The organism is Streptomyces sp. NPDC047982 (genome assembly GCF_043204165.1).
Classification (GTDB): Bacteria; Actinomycetota; Actinomycetes; order Streptomycetales; family Streptomycetaceae; genus Streptomyces.
Genome location: NZ_JBIDBS010000025.1, coordinates 62,665 through 79,840 on the forward strand (window position 1 = coordinate 62,665; position 17,176 = coordinate 79,840).

At 70.7% G+C, this 17,176-nt stretch carries 15 protein-coding genes and 1 riboswitch; of the genes, 6 read left to right on the forward strand and 9 right to left on the reverse strand.

What is annotated here, in order from left to right:
* Nucleotides 1–76: 76 nt before the first annotated feature.
* Nucleotides 77–715, forward strand: a complete 639-nt coding sequence (def, locus tag ACGF2V_RS26690; RefSeq protein ID WP_362627609.1) for a peptide deformylase — start codon at nt 77–79, stop codon at nt 713–715.
* Nucleotides 716–954: 239 nt separating this feature from the next.
* On the opposite strand, the gene ACGF2V_RS26695 is transcribed toward def, so the two are convergent.
* The gene (locus ACGF2V_RS26695; RefSeq protein ID WP_362708964.1) at nt 955–1,914 is read right to left on the reverse strand and encodes a helix-turn-helix domain-containing protein; all 960 of its coding nucleotides are present in this window, start codon (nt 1,912–1,914) and stop codon (nt 955–957) included.
* Nucleotides 1,915–1,995: 81 nt separating this feature from the next.
* On the opposite strand from ACGF2V_RS26695, the gene ACGF2V_RS26700 reads away from it, so the two are divergent.
* On the forward strand, nt 1,996–2,208 hold the full coding sequence (locus ACGF2V_RS26700) for a hypothetical protein (protein WP_362708961.1): 213 nt from the start codon (nt 1,996–1,998) through the stop codon (nt 2,206–2,208).
* A gap of 234 nt (nt 2,209–2,442) precedes the next feature.
* On the opposite strand, the gene ACGF2V_RS26705 is transcribed toward ACGF2V_RS26700, so the two are convergent.
* The 5 genes from ACGF2V_RS26705 to ACGF2V_RS26725 all read right to left on the reverse strand — a co-directional run bounded on the left by ACGF2V_RS26705 (nt 2,443) and on the right by ACGF2V_RS26725 (nt 9,497).
* Entirely contained in the window at nt 2,443–3,462 is a 1,020-nt protein-coding gene (locus ACGF2V_RS26705) for a ribonucleotide-diphosphate reductase subunit beta (RefSeq protein WP_362627617.1), read from the reverse strand.
* A complete protein-coding gene (locus tag ACGF2V_RS26710; RefSeq protein WP_362708958.1) occupies nt 3,462–5,909 on the reverse strand; it encodes a ribonucleoside-diphosphate reductase subunit alpha in 2,448 nt (815 codons plus the stop codon). The genes ACGF2V_RS26705 and ACGF2V_RS26710 overlap by 1 nt, the downstream gene beginning before the upstream one ends.
* A gap of 141 nt (nt 5,910–6,050) precedes the next feature.
* A riboswitch (cobalamin riboswitch) is annotated at nt 6,051–6,196 on the reverse strand.
* 283 nt (nt 6,197–6,479) lie between these two features.
* Nucleotides 6,480–8,129 (reverse strand): monocarboxylate uptake permease MctP, encoded by a 1,650-nt coding sequence (gene mctP, locus ACGF2V_RS26715; protein ID WP_362708955.1) that lies wholly within the window; start codon nt 8,127–8,129, stop codon nt 6,480–6,482.
* Nucleotides 8,126–8,401 (reverse strand): DUF3311 domain-containing protein, encoded by a 276-nt coding sequence (locus ACGF2V_RS26720; RefSeq protein WP_362627625.1) that lies wholly within the window; start codon nt 8,399–8,401, stop codon nt 8,126–8,128. Before ACGF2V_RS26720 ends, mctP begins: the two co-directional genes overlap by 4 nt.
* A 331-nt stretch (nt 8,402–8,732) precedes the next feature.
* Nucleotides 8,733–9,497 carry a GntR family transcriptional regulator gene (locus ACGF2V_RS26725; protein WP_362709025.1) on the reverse strand — a complete coding sequence of 255 codons (765 nt, stop codon included), beginning with the start codon at nt 9,495–9,497 and terminating at the stop codon, nt 8,733–8,735.
* A gap of 281 nt (nt 9,498–9,778) precedes the next feature.
* Here ACGF2V_RS26725 and ACGF2V_RS26730 point away from each other — a divergent pair, with 281 nt between their 5' ends.
* Together ACGF2V_RS26730 and ACGF2V_RS26735 are read left to right on the forward strand one after the other, a co-directional pair.
* Nucleotides 9,779–9,925: a hypothetical protein gene (locus ACGF2V_RS26730; protein ID WP_362709031.1), complete on the forward strand. Its 147-nt coding sequence runs from the start codon at nt 9,779–9,781 to the stop codon at nt 9,923–9,925.
* A gap of 17 nt (nt 9,926–9,942) precedes the next feature.
* On the forward strand, nt 9,943–11,478 hold the full coding sequence (locus ACGF2V_RS26735) for a glycoside hydrolase family 3 protein (RefSeq protein WP_362708952.1): 1,536 nt from the start codon (nt 9,943–9,945) through the stop codon (nt 11,476–11,478).
* A gap of 172 nt (nt 11,479–11,650) precedes the next feature.
* On the opposite strand, the gene nagB is transcribed toward ACGF2V_RS26735, so the two are convergent.
* A complete protein-coding gene (gene nagB / locus ACGF2V_RS26740; protein ID WP_362708949.1) occupies nt 11,651–12,436 on the reverse strand; it encodes a glucosamine-6-phosphate deaminase in 786 nt (261 codons plus the stop codon).
* A gap of 894 nt (nt 12,437–13,330) precedes the next feature.
* On the opposite strand from nagB, the gene ACGF2V_RS26745 reads away from it, so the two are divergent.
* Nucleotides 13,331–14,797: a PAS domain-containing sensor histidine kinase gene (locus ACGF2V_RS26745; RefSeq protein WP_362627697.1), complete on the forward strand. Its 1,467-nt coding sequence runs from the start codon at nt 13,331–13,333 to the stop codon at nt 14,795–14,797.
* A gap of 179 nt (nt 14,798–14,976) precedes the next feature.
* Here ACGF2V_RS26745 and ACGF2V_RS26750 read toward each other — a convergent pair whose 3' ends face one another.
* Together ACGF2V_RS26750 and ACGF2V_RS26755 are read right to left on the reverse strand one after the other, a co-directional pair.
* The gene (locus ACGF2V_RS26750) at nt 14,977–15,234 is read right to left on the reverse strand and encodes a WhiB family transcriptional regulator (RefSeq protein WP_362627634.1); all 258 of its coding nucleotides are present in this window, start codon (nt 15,232–15,234) and stop codon (nt 14,977–14,979) included.
* 317 nt (nt 15,235–15,551) lie between these two features.
* Nucleotides 15,552–16,520 (reverse strand): diacylglycerol kinase family protein, encoded by a 969-nt coding sequence (locus tag ACGF2V_RS26755; protein WP_362627637.1) that lies wholly within the window; start codon nt 16,518–16,520, stop codon nt 15,552–15,554.
* Between the two features lie 251 nt (nt 16,521–16,771).
* Here ACGF2V_RS26755 and ACGF2V_RS26760 point away from each other — a divergent pair, with 251 nt between their 5' ends.
* Nucleotides 16,772–17,152, forward strand: coding sequence for a hypothetical protein (locus ACGF2V_RS26760; protein WP_362627639.1), 381 nt, complete (start codon nt 16,772–16,774; stop codon nt 17,150–17,152).
* Nucleotides 17,153–17,176: the final 24 nt, after the last annotated feature.

Below are 17,176 nucleotides of genomic sequence, written 5' to 3' on the forward strand. Positions count from 1 at the left end.
TGGTTCGGACGGTTTCGGATGCCCGGGTTCAGGTTCATGCCCGGGTTTCAGTTTTTGAGGAAGGCGTACGGCGGACATGTCGCAGCAGGAGACGGACGAGCGGATCAGCGTCGACGACGAGGGTTTCGTCGTGGACACCGAGGACTGCGAGGCGCGCGAGACGGCGCATCGCGAGCGCGGCACCTCCCGTCCGATCACGGTCGTGGGCAACCCGGTGCTGCACAAGGAGTGCAAGGACGTCACCGAGTTCGACGACGACCTGGCCCGGCTGATCGACGACATGTTCGCCAGCCAGCGGACCGCGGAGGGCGTGGGCCTGGCCGCGAACCAGATCGGTGTCGACCTGAAGGTCTTCGTCTACGACTGCCCGGACGACGAGGGCGTGCGGCACGTGGGCGCCGTCTGCAACCCGGTGCTGGAGGAGCTGGCGCCCGAGGACCGGGTGCTGGACGACTCCAACGAGGGCTGCCTCTCCGTCCCCACGGCGTACGCCCCGTTGGCCCGCCCCGACTACGCGGTGGTCCGGGGACAGGACGCCAAGGGCAACCCGATCAAGGTGCGGGGCCACGGCTACTTCGCCCGTTGCCTCCAGCACGAGACGGACCACCTGTACGGGTACCTGTACATCGACCGGCTCTCCAAGCGCGATCGCAAGGACGCACTGCGGCAGATGGCGGAGGGCACGCCGCGCTACGAGACCGTGCCGAACGACTGAGCACGCACCACGCTCCACCGGTGGGCCCGGCCCCTCCCGTTCACGGAAGGCGCCGGGCCCGCCGTTTTGCGCGCTCACCGGACGCGGCCGATCCCGGCGCGGGCCCGCACTTCCCGTGCACCCCCGCCAAGCAGGCGCAGCCACGGTTTCCACGGGGTCCTGGGCCCGGACCACCCGGGACCCGGCGACCACGTCCACGTCGACCAGGGCCCCAACCGCGACCGCACCGGCCGTCCGGGTCAGGCGGCCGGGCCGCGGAAGGTGCGGCGATACGCGTGCGGGGTGGTGCCCAGCGACCGGACGAACTGATGGCGCAGCGCCGCCGCCGTCCCGAAGCCGGTGTGCCCGGCGATCGCGTCCACCGTCTCGTCGGACGTCTCCAGCAGATGCTGGGCCAGCAGTACCCGCTGACGCAGCAGCCAGCGGTACGGCGTCGTGCCGGTCTCCTGCTGGAAGCGGCGGGCGAAGGTGCGCGGCGACATGTGGGCCTGCGCGGCCAGTTGGTCGACCGTCATCTCCTGGTCGAGGTGGCGCTCCATCCACACCATCGTCTCCCCGACCGTGTCGCACCGGGTGCGCGGCAGCGGGCGCTCTATGTACTGCGCCTGGCCGCCGTCCCGGTGCGGCGGCACCACCATGCGGCGGGCGACCGCGTTGGCGGTGTCGGAGCCGTACGCCTGCCGGACCAGATGCAGACAGGCGTCGATCCCGGCCGCCGTGCCTGCCGAGGTGATGACCGGGCCGTCGTCCACGTACAGCACATCGGGCTCGACGACGGCACGCGGACAGCGTCGGGCCAACTCGTCGGTGTGGCGCCAGTGGGTGGTGCAGCGGCGGCCGTCCAGCAGCCCGGCCGCGCCGAGGACGAACGCGCCGGAGCAGATGCTCAGCACCCGCGCGCCCCGGTCCACGGCCCGGCGCAGGGCGTCGAGGACCTCCTCCGGACAGTCCTGCTCGTCGGCGCGGCCGGAAGCCGGCACGGCGATGAGATCCGCCTCCTCCAGCCGGTCGAGGCCGTACGGGGTGCTGACCATGAACCCGGCGTGCGTCCGCAGGACCGGGCCCTCGGCGGACACCACGGCGAAATCGTGGACCGGCAGGCCCTCGGCGCTGCGGTCGAGCCCGAAGACCTCGCACAGCACCCCCAGTTCGAAGGGGTGGACCTCGTCCAGCAGCAGAGCGGCGACATTGTTCAGCACCGGACCAGTGTGGCAGTAAATCGATGGTGCATGACAGTCCTGCCACTGCCGGAGCGCGGGCGCGCGGACGAGAGTGGAGCCATGAACACGTTCCTGAACATCATGGGCATCTCGGCTCTCATCGGCCTCTTTCTGCTGCTCACCCTGTTCGGACTCGCCCGGGAACGCCGCATCGAGCACGACCTGCAGGAGGCGGAACGGGCAGGCGCGCAGGCGCCGCCGGAAACGGCGGACGCCGTGCGGCCCGTCACGGCCGCACGGCGTCCCCACCTCAGGAGCTGGGCCCGGATCTAGTGCCGCATCAGGCAACGTTTGCCCCGTCGCACCGCCCGGCACGCACGCTCGCGGCGTTGGCCGAAAGCCCACGTAGCCCGCTACGAGGGCATTCGGCCGCCTTGCGATCGCACGCACCGGACGCCGCTCCTTCCGGGCAAACCTTGCCGGTCACGGCACTAGTTGTATTGCCCCTCACGGCACTGGCGCCCCTCCCGGCAACATTGCCGGGAGGGGACACCGGAAGTCCTCGTCCTAGAAGTCCTCGTCGAGGTCGACGGAGCCCTCCACGGCCACCTGGTACGCGGAAGCCCGGCGCTCGAAGAAGTTCGTCAGCTCCTGCACGCCCTGGAGCTCCATGAACGAGAACGGGTTCTCGGAGCCGTAGACCGCGGGGAAGCCCAGCCGGGCCAGCCGCTGGTCGGCCACGCACTCCAGGTACTGCCGCATCGACTCCGTGTTCATGCCGGGCAGGCCGTCACCGCACAGGTCGCGGCCGAACTGCAGCTCCGCCGCCACGGCCTCCTTCAGCATGTCGGTCACCTGCCGCCGGAGCTCGTCGTCGAAGAGGTCCGGCTCCTCCTTGCGAACGGTGTCCACGACGTCGAACGCGAAGCTCATGTGCATCGTCTCGTCGCGGAACACCCAGTTGGTGCCCGTGGCGAGACCGTGCAGCAGTCCTCGCGAACGGAACCAGTAGACGTACGCGAACGCGCCGTAGAAGAACAGCCCCTCGATGCATGCCGCGAAGCAGATCAGGTTCAGCAGGAAGCGGCGGCGGTCCGCCTTCGTCTCCAGCCGGTCGATCTTCTCGACCGAGTCCATCCACGTGAAGCAGAACTCGGCCTTCTCACGGATGGACGGGATGTTCTCGACCGCCGCGAAGGCCGCCGCCCGGTCGTCCGGGTCGGGCAGGTACGTGTCCAGCAGCGTCAGATAGAACTGGACGTGCACGGCCTCCTCGAACAGCTGACGGCTCAAGTACAGCCGCGCCTCGGGGGAGTTGATGTGCTTGTAGAGCGTGAGGACGAGATTGTTCGCGACGATCGAGTCACCCGTCGCGAAGAACGCGACCAGCCGGCCGATCATGTGCTGCTCGCCCGGCGAGAGCTTCGCGAGGTCGGCGACGTCCGAGTGGAGGTCGACCTCCTCGACGGTCCAGGTGTTCTTGATCGCGTCCCGGTAGCGCTCGTAGAAGTCCGGGTAGCGCATGGGGCGCAGGGTCAGTTCGAAGCCCGGGTCGAGGAGGTTCTTCTCGGAGGTGGTGTCGGTCATTACTGGCAGGCCTCGCAGGACTCGGGGTTTTCCAGGGAACAGGCGATCGCGTCCGCGTCGGGCACCGGTGTCTGCTGGGCGGGAACGGGGGCGGTGGCCGACGTAGGGCCGGCGGCCGCGCGGGCGATCCGGGTGGCGGGACGGGACCGCAGGTAGTACGTCGTCTTCAGCCCCTTCTTCCAGGCGTACGCGTACATCGAGGAGAGCTTGCCGATGGTCGGCGTCTCCATGAAGAGGTTCAGCGACTGGCTCTGGTCGAGGAACGGCGTACGGGCCGCCGCCATGTCGATCAGGCCGCGCTGCGGGATCTCCCACGCCGTGCGGTACAGCGCCCGCACGTCCTCGGGGATCCAGGCGAAGCCCTGTACGGAGCCGCTCGCCTCGCGCAGCGCCTCGCGGGTCCGGGCGTCCCAGACGCCCAGCCGCTTCAGGTCGTCCACCAGGTATGCGTTGACCTGGAGGAACTCCCCGCTGAGCGTCTCGCGCTTGAAGAGGTTGGAGACCTGCGGCTCGATGCACTCGTACACACCCGCGATCGAGGCGATCGTCGCCGTCGGCGCGATGGCGAGCAGCAGCGAGTTGCGCATCCCGGTCCTCGCGACCCGGGCGCGCAGCGCCTCCCAGCGTTCCGGCCAGGCCGGCTCGACGGCGTAGTGGTCGGGGTGCAGCACCCCGCGCGCGGCACGCGTCTCCTCCCAGGCGGGCAGCGGACCGGAGCGTTCCGCGAGATCGCAGGACGCCTCGTACGCGGCGAGCATGATCCGCTCGGAGATCCTCGTGGAGAGCGCGCGGGCCTCGGCGGAGTCGAACGGCAGCCGCAACTGGAAGAAGACGTCCTGGAGGCCCATGGCGCCCAGGCCCACCGGGCGCCACTTGGCGTTGGAGCGGGCGGCCTGCCCGGTCGGGTAGAAGTTGATGTCGACGACCCGGTCCAGGAAGGTCACGGCGGTGCGGACGGTGGCGTCCAGCCGCTCCCAGTCGATGTCCCCGCCCGAGACGAACGCGCCGAGGTTGACCGAGCCCAGGTTGCAGACGGCCGTCTCACCGTCGTCGGTGACCTCGAGAATCTCGGTGCACAGGTTCGAGGAGTGGACGACGCGGCCCGGCTCGGCGGTCTGGTTCGCGGTCCGGTTGGCGGCGTCCTTGAACGTCATCCAGCCCTGGCCGGTCTGCGCGAGGGTGCGCATCATCCGGCCGTACAGCTCACGGGCCGGCAGGGTCTTGCGGGCCAGCCCCTGCGCCTCGGCGGCCCGGTACGCGGCGTCGAACTCGTCGCCCCACAGGTCGACCAGCCCGGGCACGTCCGAGGGGGAGAACAGCGACCACTCGCCGTCCGCGTCGACCCGGCGCATGAACTCGTCCGGGATCCAGTGCGCCAGGTTCAGGTTGTGCGTACGGCGGGCGTCCTCACCGGTGTTGTCGCGCAGCTCCAGGAACTCCTCGATGTCCGCGTGCCAGGTCTCCAGATAGACGGCGGCGGCACCCTTGCGGCGCCCGCCCTGGTTGACCGCGGCCACGGAGGCGTCGAGCGTCTTCAGGAACGGCACGATCCCGTTGGAGTGCCCGTTGGTGCCCCGGATCAGCGAACCGCGGGCCCGGATGCGGGAGTACGGCAGGCCGATGCCGCCCGCGTGCTTCGAGAGGCGCGCCACCTGGTGGTAGCGGTCGTAGATCGAGTCGAGTTCGTCGAGCGGGGAGTCCAGCAGGTAGCAGGACGACATCTGCGGGTGCCGGGTACCGGAGTTGAACAGCGTGGGGGAGGAGGGAAGGTAGTCGAGCCGGCTCATCAGCCCGTACAGCGCCGCGACCTCGTCCACGGCACGCGGGGAGTCGTCCTCGGCGAGCCCGGACGCGACCCGCAGCATGAAGTGCTGCGGGGTCTCGATGACCTGGCGGGTGTGCGGGTGGCGCAGCAGGTAGCGGCTGTGCAGGGTCCGCAGCCCGAAGTAGCCGAACCGGTCGTCGGCGCCGTCGGCGAGGGAGCGTTCGACCAGGGCGTCCAGGGTGGCGGCGTGCGCCTGGACGAACGCGGCGGTGCGGTCCGCGATCAGGCCCTCGCGGTGGCCGACGGCGACGGACGCGGAGAAGGAGACCGCGCCCTGCCCCGCCGCCTCGTCCGCGACGGCACGGGTCAGCAGCCGGGCGGCGAGCCGGGAGTAGGCGGGGTCCTCGGAGATCAGCCCCGCGGCGGCCTCGGTGGCCAGCGAGTGCAGCTCGGCCTCGTCGGCTCGGGCGCTGCGCCCGCGCAGCGCGGCGGCGGCCACCCGGCCGGGGTCGGTGTCGGGCAGGTCGGCGGTGAGCGCGGTCAGGGTCCGCAGCAGCGCGGTTCCCGGCTCGTCGTGTGCGGTACCGGGGCCGTCGTGTGCGGCTCCCCCGGACTCGGCCGCCTCGGACACGGTCGCTTCGGACACGGCGACCGGGGCCGGATCGGCTGGCGCGATGGTCACGCGGTGCTCTCCCTCGCTCGGCTCGGGGCCGGCGGGGGAGCGGGGGTGGCCGGGCAGCACCGGGCCCGGACAGGGGGCAGCACTGCGTACGGCGTCCACCGGCCCATCCGCGAGGCCCGGACGTCTGGCATCCGGGTCGGTCGAACCGGATGCGCTGTCGGCAGGTCCTCGGACTTGCTCGGGCATGCGCAAAAGCGCACCGAGCACACCGTTGCGGGACAGTTCCGGATTCGCGCCGGATTCCCCTGCGGCGACAGCGAGCACGAGCATACATGTGGGGGCCGCTCGGTGAGGCAGCCCCCAGATGTTGTGTCGGCCGACTCACGTCGAGGCCGTAGGGCGCGTCCTGCGGCCCTCGTGGGAAGAAGGCGGACGTGCCCCGCCGCGCCCCTCGGGAAGGGGGTGCGGCGGGCTGTCCCGGGCCGTCCGAGCGGTCGTTCCAGGGCGTGTTTCGAAAGTGGCGTCGTCCGCCCGAAGGGCGGGGCCCGCGGCGTACGTGGACGATCCTGACAACGTGGCGAGGCGCCGTGCCAGGCGTCGCGGGCCGGACGGGACTTTCGAAAACACGTCCTAGCGGCCGCCACCCTGCGTCGCCGCCGAACTCGGGGACTCGGGCACGGCCGGCGGCAGCTCCACCCGGACACCCGGGTCGCCCGCGTCCGCCGTGTAGTCGGCCGGGGAGGTCTCGTCGACGCCGGCGGGTGCCTTCGCGGCGTTCAGGACGAACGTCAGCACCACCGTCACCACCACGTTCAGCACGAACGCCGTCAGACCGATGTAACCGATCTCGCCGATGCCGGGGATCTTCGTGGACGATCCGCCGAAGTGCGCCTGGGTCGGGCCGGCGACCTCGTACGCGGCGACCGTCCCGTACACCATGCCGACCGCCCAGCCCACGAGCAGCGCCCAGCGGTGGAACCAACGGGTGAACAGGCCGCCGACCAGGGCCGGCATGGTCTGGAGGATCCAGATCCCGCCCAGAAGCTGGAAGTTGATCGCGACCGTCTTGTCCATGGTGAGGACGAAGGCCAGTGCCCCGACCTTCACCAGCAGCGACACCAGCTTGGAGACCCTGGTCTCCTCCTCGGGGGTCGCGTCCGGCTTCAGGAAGTCCTTGTAGATGTTGCGGGTGAAGAGGTTCGCCGCGGCGATCGACATGATCGCGGCGGGCACCAGCGCGCCGATGCCGATGGCGGCGAACGCGACGCCCGCGAACCAGTCGGGGAACATGTTCTCGAACAGCTGCGGAATGGCCAACTGCCCGTTCTCCACCTCGATCCCGGCGGCGATCGCCATGAAGCCGAGGAGCGCCAGCATGCCCAGCATCAGTGAATAGATCGGCAGGATCGTGGTGTTGCGCCGGATCACGTCGCGGCTGCGGCTGGAGAGCGTCGCCGTGATCGAGTGCGGATACATGAAGAGGGCCAGAGCCGAGCCCAACGCCAGGGTGGCGTAAGCCCATTGGCCCGCCTCGCCGGGCGCCAGGGCGCCGGTCGGCTTCCCGCCGGGCGGGCCGGCGAACTTCTCCTCGGCGGCGGCGAAGATGTCGTGGAATCCGCCCAGCTTGATCGGGATGTAGATGATCGCCACCACGATGACCAGGTAGATCAGGCCGTCCTTGACGAACGCGATCAGCGCGGGGGCCCGCAGGCCGGACGAGTAGGTGTACGCGGCGAGCACCGCGAACGCGAGCAGCAGCGGCAGGTCCTTGACGAACCAGTGCGTGTTCTCGCCGCCGCCGACGCCCATCACGTCCAGCACCGCCTGGATGCCGACGAGCTGCAGCGCGATGTACGGCATCGTGGCGAGGATGCCGGTGACGGCGACCGCCAGCGACAGCCCCTTCGAGCCGAAGCGCCCGCGGACGAAGTCGGAGGTGGTCACGTAGCCGTGCCGGTGCGAGACCGACCACAGGCGGGGCAGGAAGGTGAAGATCAGCGGGTACACCAGGATCGTGTACGGCACGGCGAAGAAGCCCGCCGCGCCCGCCGCGTAGATCGCCGCGGGAACGGCGACGAAGGTGTAGGCGGTGTACAGGTCGCCGCCGAGCAGGAACCAGGTGACCCAGGTGCCGAACGACCGTCCGCCCAGGCCCCATTCGTCGAGGCTGGCCTCGTTCTCGGCCCTGCGCCAGCGTGCAGCCAGGAAGCCCATGACCGTGACGGCCGCGAAGAAGAAGACGAAGACGCCGAGCGCGACGCCGTTCACACCGTCCTTCACGCCTGCCCACCCCCCTTGCGGGCGCGCTGGTCGCGCTGCCACAGCTTGTGGGCGATCGCCGTGAGCGCGGTGGAGATCAGCACCCAGAGCATCTGGTACCAGTAGAAGAACGGAATGCCGATGAAGGCGGGATCCACCTTCGCGTACGAACCCACCCAGAGCATCGCGACGAACGGCGCGACGAGACAGAGGGCGATGACCACCCGCACCGGTGTGATCGCGGGCGGCCGTCCGCCCGGGCTCGCGGACACGTCCTTCGGACTTGCTGTCATGCGGCGACTCCGTCCCTCGCTGATCACCTGCCGTGACGCGCAGGAAATCTAGGGGAGGGATTCGGTCACCGTCACCCCCTCATCGCATTTCCGCCCGGAAACGGTTCCCCGGCCGGGTGCACATATTCGGAATATGGTCAGACGTGCGGGAGTCGGGGAGCGCGCGGCATGCGAACCGCCCCTGTGGGGAGGCGCGTTCCACAGGGGCGGTCGGGAGCGTCGGGCGGATCGGGAGGACCGTGAGAGCCGCACCGGCCGCAGGTGTCGGACGGGCCGCGAGGAGCAACGGGCCGCAGGGGGGCGAACGGGACGCAGGGGGCGAACGGGACGGTCAGTCCATCGGTCGCTTCAGGCGCGCCACGAACTTGTACCGGTCGCCCCGGTAGACCGAGCGCACCCATTCCACCGGTTCGCCCCGCCCGTCCAGCGAATGCCGGGACAGCATCAGCATCGGCAGGCCCACGTCCGTACCGAGCAGCCCCGCCTCGCGCGGCGTGGCGAGCGAGGTCTCGATGGTCTCCTCGGCCTCGGCCAGCCTGACGTCGTACACCTCGGAGAGCGCGGTGTAGAGCGATGTGTACTTCACCAGCGAACGGCGCAGCGCCGGGAAGCGTTTGGCCGAAAGGTGGGTGGTCTCGATCGCCATCGGCTCTCCGCTGGCGAGCCGCAGCCGCTCGATCCGCAGCACCCGGCCGCCGGTCGTGATGTCGAGCAGCCCGGCGAGCGTGTCGTCGGCCGTGACATAGCCGATGTCCAATAGTTGGGACGTCGGTTCCAGTCCCTGGGCGCGCATGTCCTCGGTGTACGAGGTGAGCTGGAGGGCCTGCGAGACCTTCGGCTTGGCCACGAAGGTGCCCTTGCCCTGGATGCGCTCCAGTCGGCCCTCGACGACCAGTTCCTGGAGCGCCTGACGCACGGTCGTGCGCGAGGTGTCGAACTCGGCGGCCAGGGTCCGCTCCGGCGGGACGGGGGTGCCGGGGGGCATGGTGTCCGTCATGTCGAGGAGATGCCGCTTCAGTCGGTAGTACTTCGGGACGCGCGCCGTCCGTGTGGCCGCGCCCGTCTCGTTCTCCGTACTGCCCCCGTCGGCGCCCATGGCTCGCCTTCCCGACTGCTGCGCTGCTGCCGTCACCGGTTCCTCCGTCTGTCGCGGCTCACATGGTGGCACGGTCCGGTCACGGGTCGTCGTCCTTGGTGAGATGTCGGTCCTGTAACGGACGCGAGTGCACTTCTTGTACACCCTTGACACCCTTAAAGGTCTAGGCCAAGCTCCCGGTGCTGGTCTAAACCATTAAAGACCAGGTCCAGCCCCGCTGTACCCGTCGCACGTCTTCGCGGTGGTGGGCGGGGTTGCGGTGTCCCTGAGGAGGGTTTGGCGTGAAGCGCGAGCTCATCGCGGCGACAGGCGTCGCGGGCATGATCGGCCTCGCGGCGTGCGGGTCGGACGAGGGCGGCAAGGGCGGCGAGAAGGCCGGGGCGGACGGCGACAAGGGCACGTCAGCGGCCTCACCGACGGCGCCGTGAAGGGATGACGCTGCCTCATGAACACCCCGACCTCCGCCACGGACGCCCTCACCCGTGACGCCCTCGCCGTTCTCCAGCCCGGATTCACCGGCACCACCGCCCCGGACTGGGTGCTGCGCAGGGTCGACGAAGGGCTGGCCTCCGTCGCGCTGTTCGGCCGCAACGTCCGGACGCCCGAACAGGTCACCGCGCTCACCGCCCGGCTCAGGGCCGAGCGCGAGGACCTCCTCGTGGCGATCGACGAGGAGGGCGGTGACGTCACCCGGCTGGAGGTCCGCATCGGCTCTTCCTTCCCCGGCAACCTCGCGCTCGGGTACGTCGACGACGTGGACCTCACCCGCGCGGTCGCCCAGGAGCTGGGCCGCCGGCTCGCGGCGTGCGGCGTCAACCTCAACTGGGCCCCGTCCGCCGACGTCAACTCCAACCCGGACAACCCGGTCATCGGCGTACGCGCCTTCGGCGCCGACACCCGGCTCGTCGCCCGGCACACCGCCGCCTACATCGAGGGCCTCCAGGCGTCCGGAGTCGCCGCCTGCACCAAGCACTTCCCCGGACACGGCGACACCGCGATCGACTCGCACCACGCGATGCCCCGCATCGACGTGGACCTGGAGACCCTGCACGCCCGGGAGCTGGTGCCCTTCCGCGCCGCCATCGAGGCCGGCTCCAAGTGCGTGATGAGTGCGCACATCCTGCTGCCCGCGCTCGACCCGGACCGCCCCGCGACGGTCAGCCGGCGGATCCTCACCGGCCTGCTGCGCGAGGAACTCGGCTACGACGGCCTGATCGTCACCGACGCCGTCGAGATGCGGGCCATCGCCGGGACCTACGGCATCGAGCGCGGCTCCGTCCTCGCCATCGCCGCCGGGGCCGACGCGCTGTGCGTCGGCGGCGGCCTGGAGGACGACCGCACCGTGCTGCTGCTGCGCGACGCGCTGGTCACGGCGGTGCGCAGCGGTGAACTCCCCGAGGAGCGGCTCGCGGACGCGGCCGCACGGGTGCGCGCCCTCGCGTCCTGGACCCGGAACGCGAAGGAGGCCGGTTCGGAATCGGGTGCGGCAGCGCAGGAGGGGAGCGCGTCCGGCACCGGGGCCGGTTGCGGCATCGGCCTGGTCGCCGCCCGCCGCGCGGTGCGCGTGACCGGCTGTGCCCAGCCGCTGACCGGGCCCGCCCACGTCGCCTCGTTCACCCCCGCGTCGAACATCGCGGTCGGCGACGAGACGCCCTGGGGCGTGGCGGTCGAGCTGGACCGGCTGGTGCCCGGCACGCGGACCGGCACGTACGGCCGCGACACCGAGGAGCCCGTGGACGCCGTGGTGCGGGCGGCGGGGGAGCGGCGCATCGTCGTGGTGGTCCGCGACGCCCACCGCCACGCCTGGATGGGGGAGGCCCTGGACACCCTGGTCGCGCAGCGCCCCGACACGGTCGTGGTCGAGATGGGCGTTCCGCAGGCACCCCCCAGGGGCGCCCTGCACATCGCCACGCACGGCGCCGCCCGCGTCTGCGGCCAGGCGGCCGCGGAGATCATCGCGCGGGGCGGCGCGGAGGGCTGAGGCCGAGGCGTGGTGCGGGGCGAAGAGGTGCGCCGCACCCCTGGACCCGTACGACGTCCGCGCGCACGGGCTGCCCGTGCGCGCGTGCCGTGCCGGTCCACATGTCAGGAGGCCCGGAGCAGCCATCGCGGGTGCTCCGGGCCTCCTGACGACCGGCGCCGCCGCGAGGTGACTACAGCCCCTGCCAGGACGGCTTGGTCGCGTACGTGGTACGGAAGTAGTCCGCCAGCTTCAGCTTGGACGCGGCGGCCTCGTCGACCACCACCGTCGCGTGCGGATGCAGCTGCAGTGCCGAGGCCGGCACGATCGAGGCCACCGGCCCCTCCACCGTCTGCGCCACGGCGTCCGCCTTGCCCTCGCCGGTGGCGAGCAGGATCGCGTGGCGGGCCTCCAGGATGGTGCCGATGCCCTGGGTGATCACGTGGTGCGGCACCTGGGAGACGTCGTCGTCGAAGAAGCGCGCGTTGTCGATCCGGGTCTGCTCGGTGAGCGTCTTGATCCGGGTGCGGGACGCGAGCGAGGAGCACGGCTCGTTGAAGCCGATGTGGCCGTCGGTGCCGATACCGAGGAGCTGGATGTCGACCCCGCCGGCCTCGGCGAGCGCCTTGTCGTACGCCTCGCAGGCGGCCGGGATGTCCTCGGCGGAGCCGTCGGGGCCCATGAAGGACTCCTCGGACAGGCCGAGCGGTTCGACCACCTCGCGCAGCACCACGGAGCGGTAGGACTCCGGGTGGCCCGCGGGCAGTCCGACGTACTCGTCGAGCTGGCAGATGCGGGCGCGCGAGACGTCCACGGCGCCGGAGCGGACCTTCTTTGCCAGCGCGCGGTAGATGGGCAGCGGGGTGGAGCCGGTGGCAACGCCGAGAAGGGCGTCGGGCTTGCGGCTCAGCAGGGCGCCGATGGCCTCCGCGATGAGTTCGCCGCCTGCCGTGCCGTCCGGGACGATGACAACTTCCACGCTGGGCCTGCCGATCTGAAGAGCCGTACAAGTGGTGTAGACCAATCAAGCTTCCAATCTAGCAGAAGCGGGCGACGCGGACACGGCCGGAACAAGGCGTGGACACGGCGGCCGCGCCCTCCCGGCCGCACCCCGTCGGCGGGGCTCCGCGCCCCCGCTCTCTCCTGCTCCGGTGCCGACCTGCAGCACGGCCCGCTCGCCATGGTCGCCAACGTCTCCCCGCTGATCGCCGTCGTCCCCGGCGGCCGGGGCGGCGAGGCGCTGCGCCCGGTCCTGGACCGGCTGCGGGCCCGTGGCGCGGACCTCGTCGTGGTCGGCCCCGAGGCGCGGGTGGCGGAGGCGTCCGCGGGATTCGTGCTGCCGACGGCCGGAGTCGTCGAGGAGGTCCAGCCGGTGCTGGAGATCCTGACGCTGCAGAGGCCGGCGTACGAGGTGGCGATCGCGCGCGGCCAGGACCCGGACGCGCCCCGCGCACTGGCCAAGATCACCGAAACCGCTGACACGTCCCACCGGGTGCCGCGCCGGGGAACACCTGCGCCACCAGGGCCCCGGAAACACCCGCGGGCCGCGGCGCCGGGACGGGACCCTCGGCCCGTCCGGCACCGCAGCCCGGAATGTGACCGCCCGGCGGACGGTCCGCTCGGCCGGCGGTGTGCGGTGCCGTCGGCCGGGAGAGGCGCCCGCGCGGTCAGGGCAGAGAGCGCGGATGCCTCGGTCCGCCCTCCTGTGCGGGGAGAGCGGAAGTCCTGTCCTCAGCATTGTGGACTAGACCATTCGCCGTGTCCATCCATCGGAGGACCGCAATTCGACGGGCCCGTTTTCTTCCACGTACGACGGGGTCGTCCGGTTCGGACCCATGTCCGATGCGCGGGTACGCTCGCACACGTGCCCTCCATGAACGACCTCGTCCGCCAGCACACAGCCCTCGGTGACACCGACCTGGAGTGGCTGCATCTGCTGGTCTCGGAGTGGCAGTTGCTCTCCGACCTGTCCTTCGCCGACCTCGTGCTGTGGGTCCCCACCCGTGACGGCACCCGGTACGTGTCCGTGGCCCAGATGCGGCCCAACACCGGACCGACCTCCTACCAGAACGACATGGTGGGCCACCTCGTGCCGCGTGGTCGCCGGCCGATGCTGGACGTGGCGCTGGACGAGGGCCGGATCGTGCGCGAGGGCGACCCGGAGTGGCGCGAGGAGGTCCCGGTACGGGTGGAGTCCATCCCCGTGCGCCGGGAGGGCCGGGTCCTCGGAGTGATCGCCCGCAACACCAACCTGCTCACCGTGCGCACGCCGTCCCGGCTGGAGCTCACCTACCTCCAGTCGGCCTCCGACCTGGCCCAGATGATCGCCGCCGGGACCTTCCCGTTCCCCGACCAGCAGGTCGACATGGACGCCTCGCCCCGCGTCGGCGACGGGCTGCTCCGGCTCGACGCCGACGGGTTCGTCCAGTACGCCAGCCCCAACGGCCTCTCCGCGTACCACCGCCTCGGTCTCGCCTCCGACCTGGTCGGCCAGCACCTGGGCTCGATCACCGCCGAACTCGCCCCGTCCCGGGGGCCGGTGGACGAGGCCCTGGTCAAACTGGCCAGTGGCTACGCGCCCCGTGAGTTCGAGGTCGAGGGCGCGGGCGGGGTGATCCAGCTCCGCGCCATCCCGCTCAAGCCCAAGGGCGTCCGGATCGGTTCCCTGGTCCTTCTGAGGGACGTCACCGAACTGCGCCGCCGCGAGCGGGAGCTGATCACCAAGGACGCCACCATCCGGGAGATCCACCACCGGGTGAAGAACAACCTCCAGACCGTCGCGGCCCTGCTGCGGCTCCAGGCCCGCCGGATGGACTCGGTCCGCGGGCGCGAGGCCCTCAACGAGGCGGTGCGACGCGTCGGTTCGATCGCCATCGTCCATGAGACGCTGTCTCAGAATCTGGATGAGCGGGTGGAGTTCGACGAGATCGCCGACCGGGTCATCGCGATGGTCGCGGAGATCTCTCCGGGCAAGGTCACCTGCCGCCGCACGGGGCGCTTCGGCATCCTCGACGCCGAGGTGGCCACCCCACTGGCGATGGTGCTCACGGAGGTTCTGCAGAACGCGCTGGAGCACGCCTTCACGCTCGCGGAGCACGGCACGGTGGACGTGTCCGCGGTGCGTGGCGGCACCTCCGTCGAACAGCGGCTGCTGATCACGGTTCAGGACGACGGATGCGGTCTGCCCGAGGGGTTCGACCCGCAGAGCGCCGGCAATCTGGGCCTGCAGATCGTGCGGACGCTGGTGGAGGGGGAGCTGGGCGGGACGTTCGGCATGGTCCCGGCTCCCGAGCGTGGCACGCAGGTCGTCCTCGACATCCCGGTCCGGTCCCACAAGTAGACCCGCCGCCGCGGTCAGGGCCGCGGTGATACGGCAGCGAGCCCGGACCGTGGGGCACGGTCCGGGCTCGCTGTTCATGCATGCGCTTTGGGGGGTACTGCGCGCTGCGACTCGGGGGCGGGGTTGTGCGTACGCGCTGTACGCGCCGCCGGGCTGAGGCTCGTAGCGGTGGCGTCGGCTCAGGCGCTGGCGTTACGCGCCCGGTTGCGAGCGGCACGGCGCTTCATCGCGCGGCGCTCGTCCTCGCTGAGGCCACCCCAGACACCGGAGTCCTGGCCGGACTCGAGCGCCCACTGCAGGCACTGCTCCATGACGGGGCAGCGACGGCAGACGGCCTTGGCTTCCTCGATCTGCAGCAGCGCAGGACCGGTGTTGCCGATGGGGAAGAACAGCTCGGGGTCTTCCTCACGACAAACGGCGTGGTGACGCCAGTCCATGGCTGCTACCTCTCCTTGGTATTGCATACAGTGCTTGTGAATGTGAACGCTTTCACGAATCCCCCCGCAGGCAACGGTCCGACGCCCAGATGAACTGGTTGTGGTCTGTGGAATGAGGAGGGGTTCTGGCTCTCAGCGGAGGCTGTTGTTGCGGGCCGTCCCGATCGCCATGTAGAGATTCGCAAACCTCGGCGACGGATACAACCCCTTCTGGAAAGTTTTTTTTGATTCCTCGGTGTCGACTAGGTCACAGCCGTACTTCTATGGGGTGGAGTCCAGCCCAAACGTTCGACTTAAAGGACTTTGAGCCCTTCCACTCACACAATCACACGCAGTGCACGGCGTACGCCTGTGAACGTCACACTCGTGCGCACCCCCAGATGGTCTCCGTCCATCTGGAAAGGGAGGGGTGCCTTTGAATGCAAGGTGAAGTCCGTGAGGTCGTGGAGGGCGACGGCGTGCTTGCCGCGAGGGCCCTTCTCGGGGCTCGATGTGAGCAACTGGGTGGCGTAACGGGCGACCGCCGAGGTGGAGAGCCGCTTGAGTCCGAGCACGTCCAGACCGGTGTCGAAGGAGGCTGCGGGCGAGGCGTATATGGGGCGGTTCCCCAGGTAGGTCCAGGGGGACGCGTTCGAGATTATGGACAGCGCGAGATCGCCGACCGGCTCCAGGCCGGGGGCCTCCAGTGTGATCGTTCCGTGCCGACGGTGCGGTTCCTGCAGGAATTGCCGGACCACCTGGCGCACGTACAACGCGTGCGTCGATCGTTTCCCGAGTTCGCGTTTTTGTTCGACCCGGCCGACCACGCTCGCGTCGAATCCGAGCCCGGCACAGAAAGTGAACCAGCGTTCAGGGGCGGATTCGTCCTCGGTGCCCGGGGTGCCGGCCGCGAGTCCGAGGCCGACGGTGCGTTCGGTGCGGTTGGCGAGCGCGTCCAGGATCGCGCCGGTCGCCTCGACCGCGTCGTTCGGCAGGCCCAGGGCGCGCGCGAAGACGTTGGTGGAGCCGCCGGGGACCACCGCGAGCCGGGGCAGGACGTCCAGGTCGGGGCCGTTGTGGAGCAGGCCGTTGACGATCTCGTTGACCGTTCCGTCGCCGCCCAGCGAGACCACGAGGTCGATCTCCCCGCAGTCCGCGGCCTCCCGGCCGAGGTCCCGGGCGTGCCCCCGGTACTCCGTGGTCACGGCCTCCAGCTTCATCTCGCTGGCCAGGGCGTGGATGAGCACGTCACGGGTCCGCGCACTGGTGGTGGTAGCAGCTGGGTTGACCACGAGAAGTGCGCGCATGACGGCCAGAGTACCCACCTGGCGGTATGGCCCTGAAGCCCCAACCCATGGCCTTACGCTCGGTGACGGGCCGCGCGCGGTGGGCGGAGCGGCGCCCGTGTTCCCGTGTCGTTCGCCACCCCGGCTTCGCCTTCGCGGGGTCGGGATGCCAATCTGCAAGGGTGAGTACTCAGCAGAACGCGCCCGACTCGTCGCCCTCGTCGTCGCTCTCGCCGTCGGCCGCGTCGGCGAAGCCGAGCAGGATCACGCTCGTGGCGGCACTCACCGGCCTGGAGGGGGTGGCGCTCGTCCTCGGCGGGATCTACATGCTGGTGATGGGGCTGCTCGGAGACCCCGAGAGCTCGCAGCAGGCGGAGATGGGCGGCCTCACGCTGATCGCGCTGGGTCTGATTCCGCTGATCGCGGCGCGCGGACTGCTGCTGCGCCGCAGCTGGAGCCGGGGCCCCGCACTGATCACGCAGGTCATGGGGCTCCCGGTGGCCTGGACGCTGCTGAGGTCCCACGGGGCGCTGATCCCGACCGGGATCGTGCTCGCCGCGGTGGTGGTGACCTCGCTCTACCAGCTCCTTCGCCCCACGACGATCGACGAGCTCGGCATCCGCCGCCCGGGCACCACGTCCCCGGACGCCTGAGCGGGATCCGGGGACGGGTCCCGC

Bases quoted from the DNA above. Each gene is read 5' to 3' on its own strand.
- ACGF2V_RS26745 (WP_362627697.1), top strand. From the start codon at position 13,331: ATGAACGACCTCGTCCGCCAGCACACAGCCCTCGGTGACACCGACCTG.
- ACGF2V_RS26705 (WP_362627617.1), bottom strand. From the start codon at position 3,462: ATGACCGACACCACCTCCGAGAAGAACCTCCTCGACCCGGGCTTCGAA.
- def (WP_362627609.1), top strand. From the start codon at position 77: ATGTCGCAGCAGGAGACGGACGAGCGGATCAGCGTCGACGACGAGGGT.
- ACGF2V_RS26700 (WP_362708961.1), top strand. From the start codon at position 1,996: ATGAACACGTTCCTGAACATCATGGGCATCTCGGCTCTCATCGGCCTC.
- ACGF2V_RS26735 (WP_362708952.1), top strand. From the start codon at position 9,943: ATGAACACCCCGACCTCCGCCACGGACGCCCTCACCCGTGACGCCCTC.
- ACGF2V_RS26755 (WP_362627637.1), bottom strand. From the start codon at position 16,520: ATGCGCGCACTTCTCGTGGTCAACCCAGCTGCTACCACCACCAGTGCG.
- ACGF2V_RS26750 (WP_362627634.1), bottom strand. From the start codon at position 15,234: ATGGACTGGCGTCACCACGCCGTTTGTCGTGAGGAAGACCCCGAGCTG.
- ACGF2V_RS26720 (WP_362627625.1), bottom strand. From the start codon at position 8,401: ATGACAGCAAGTCCGAAGGACGTGTCCGCGAGCCCGGGCGGACGGCCG.
- ACGF2V_RS26725 (WP_362709025.1), bottom strand. From the start codon at position 9,497: ATGGGCGCCGACGGGGGCAGTACGGAGAACGAGACGGGCGCGGCCACA.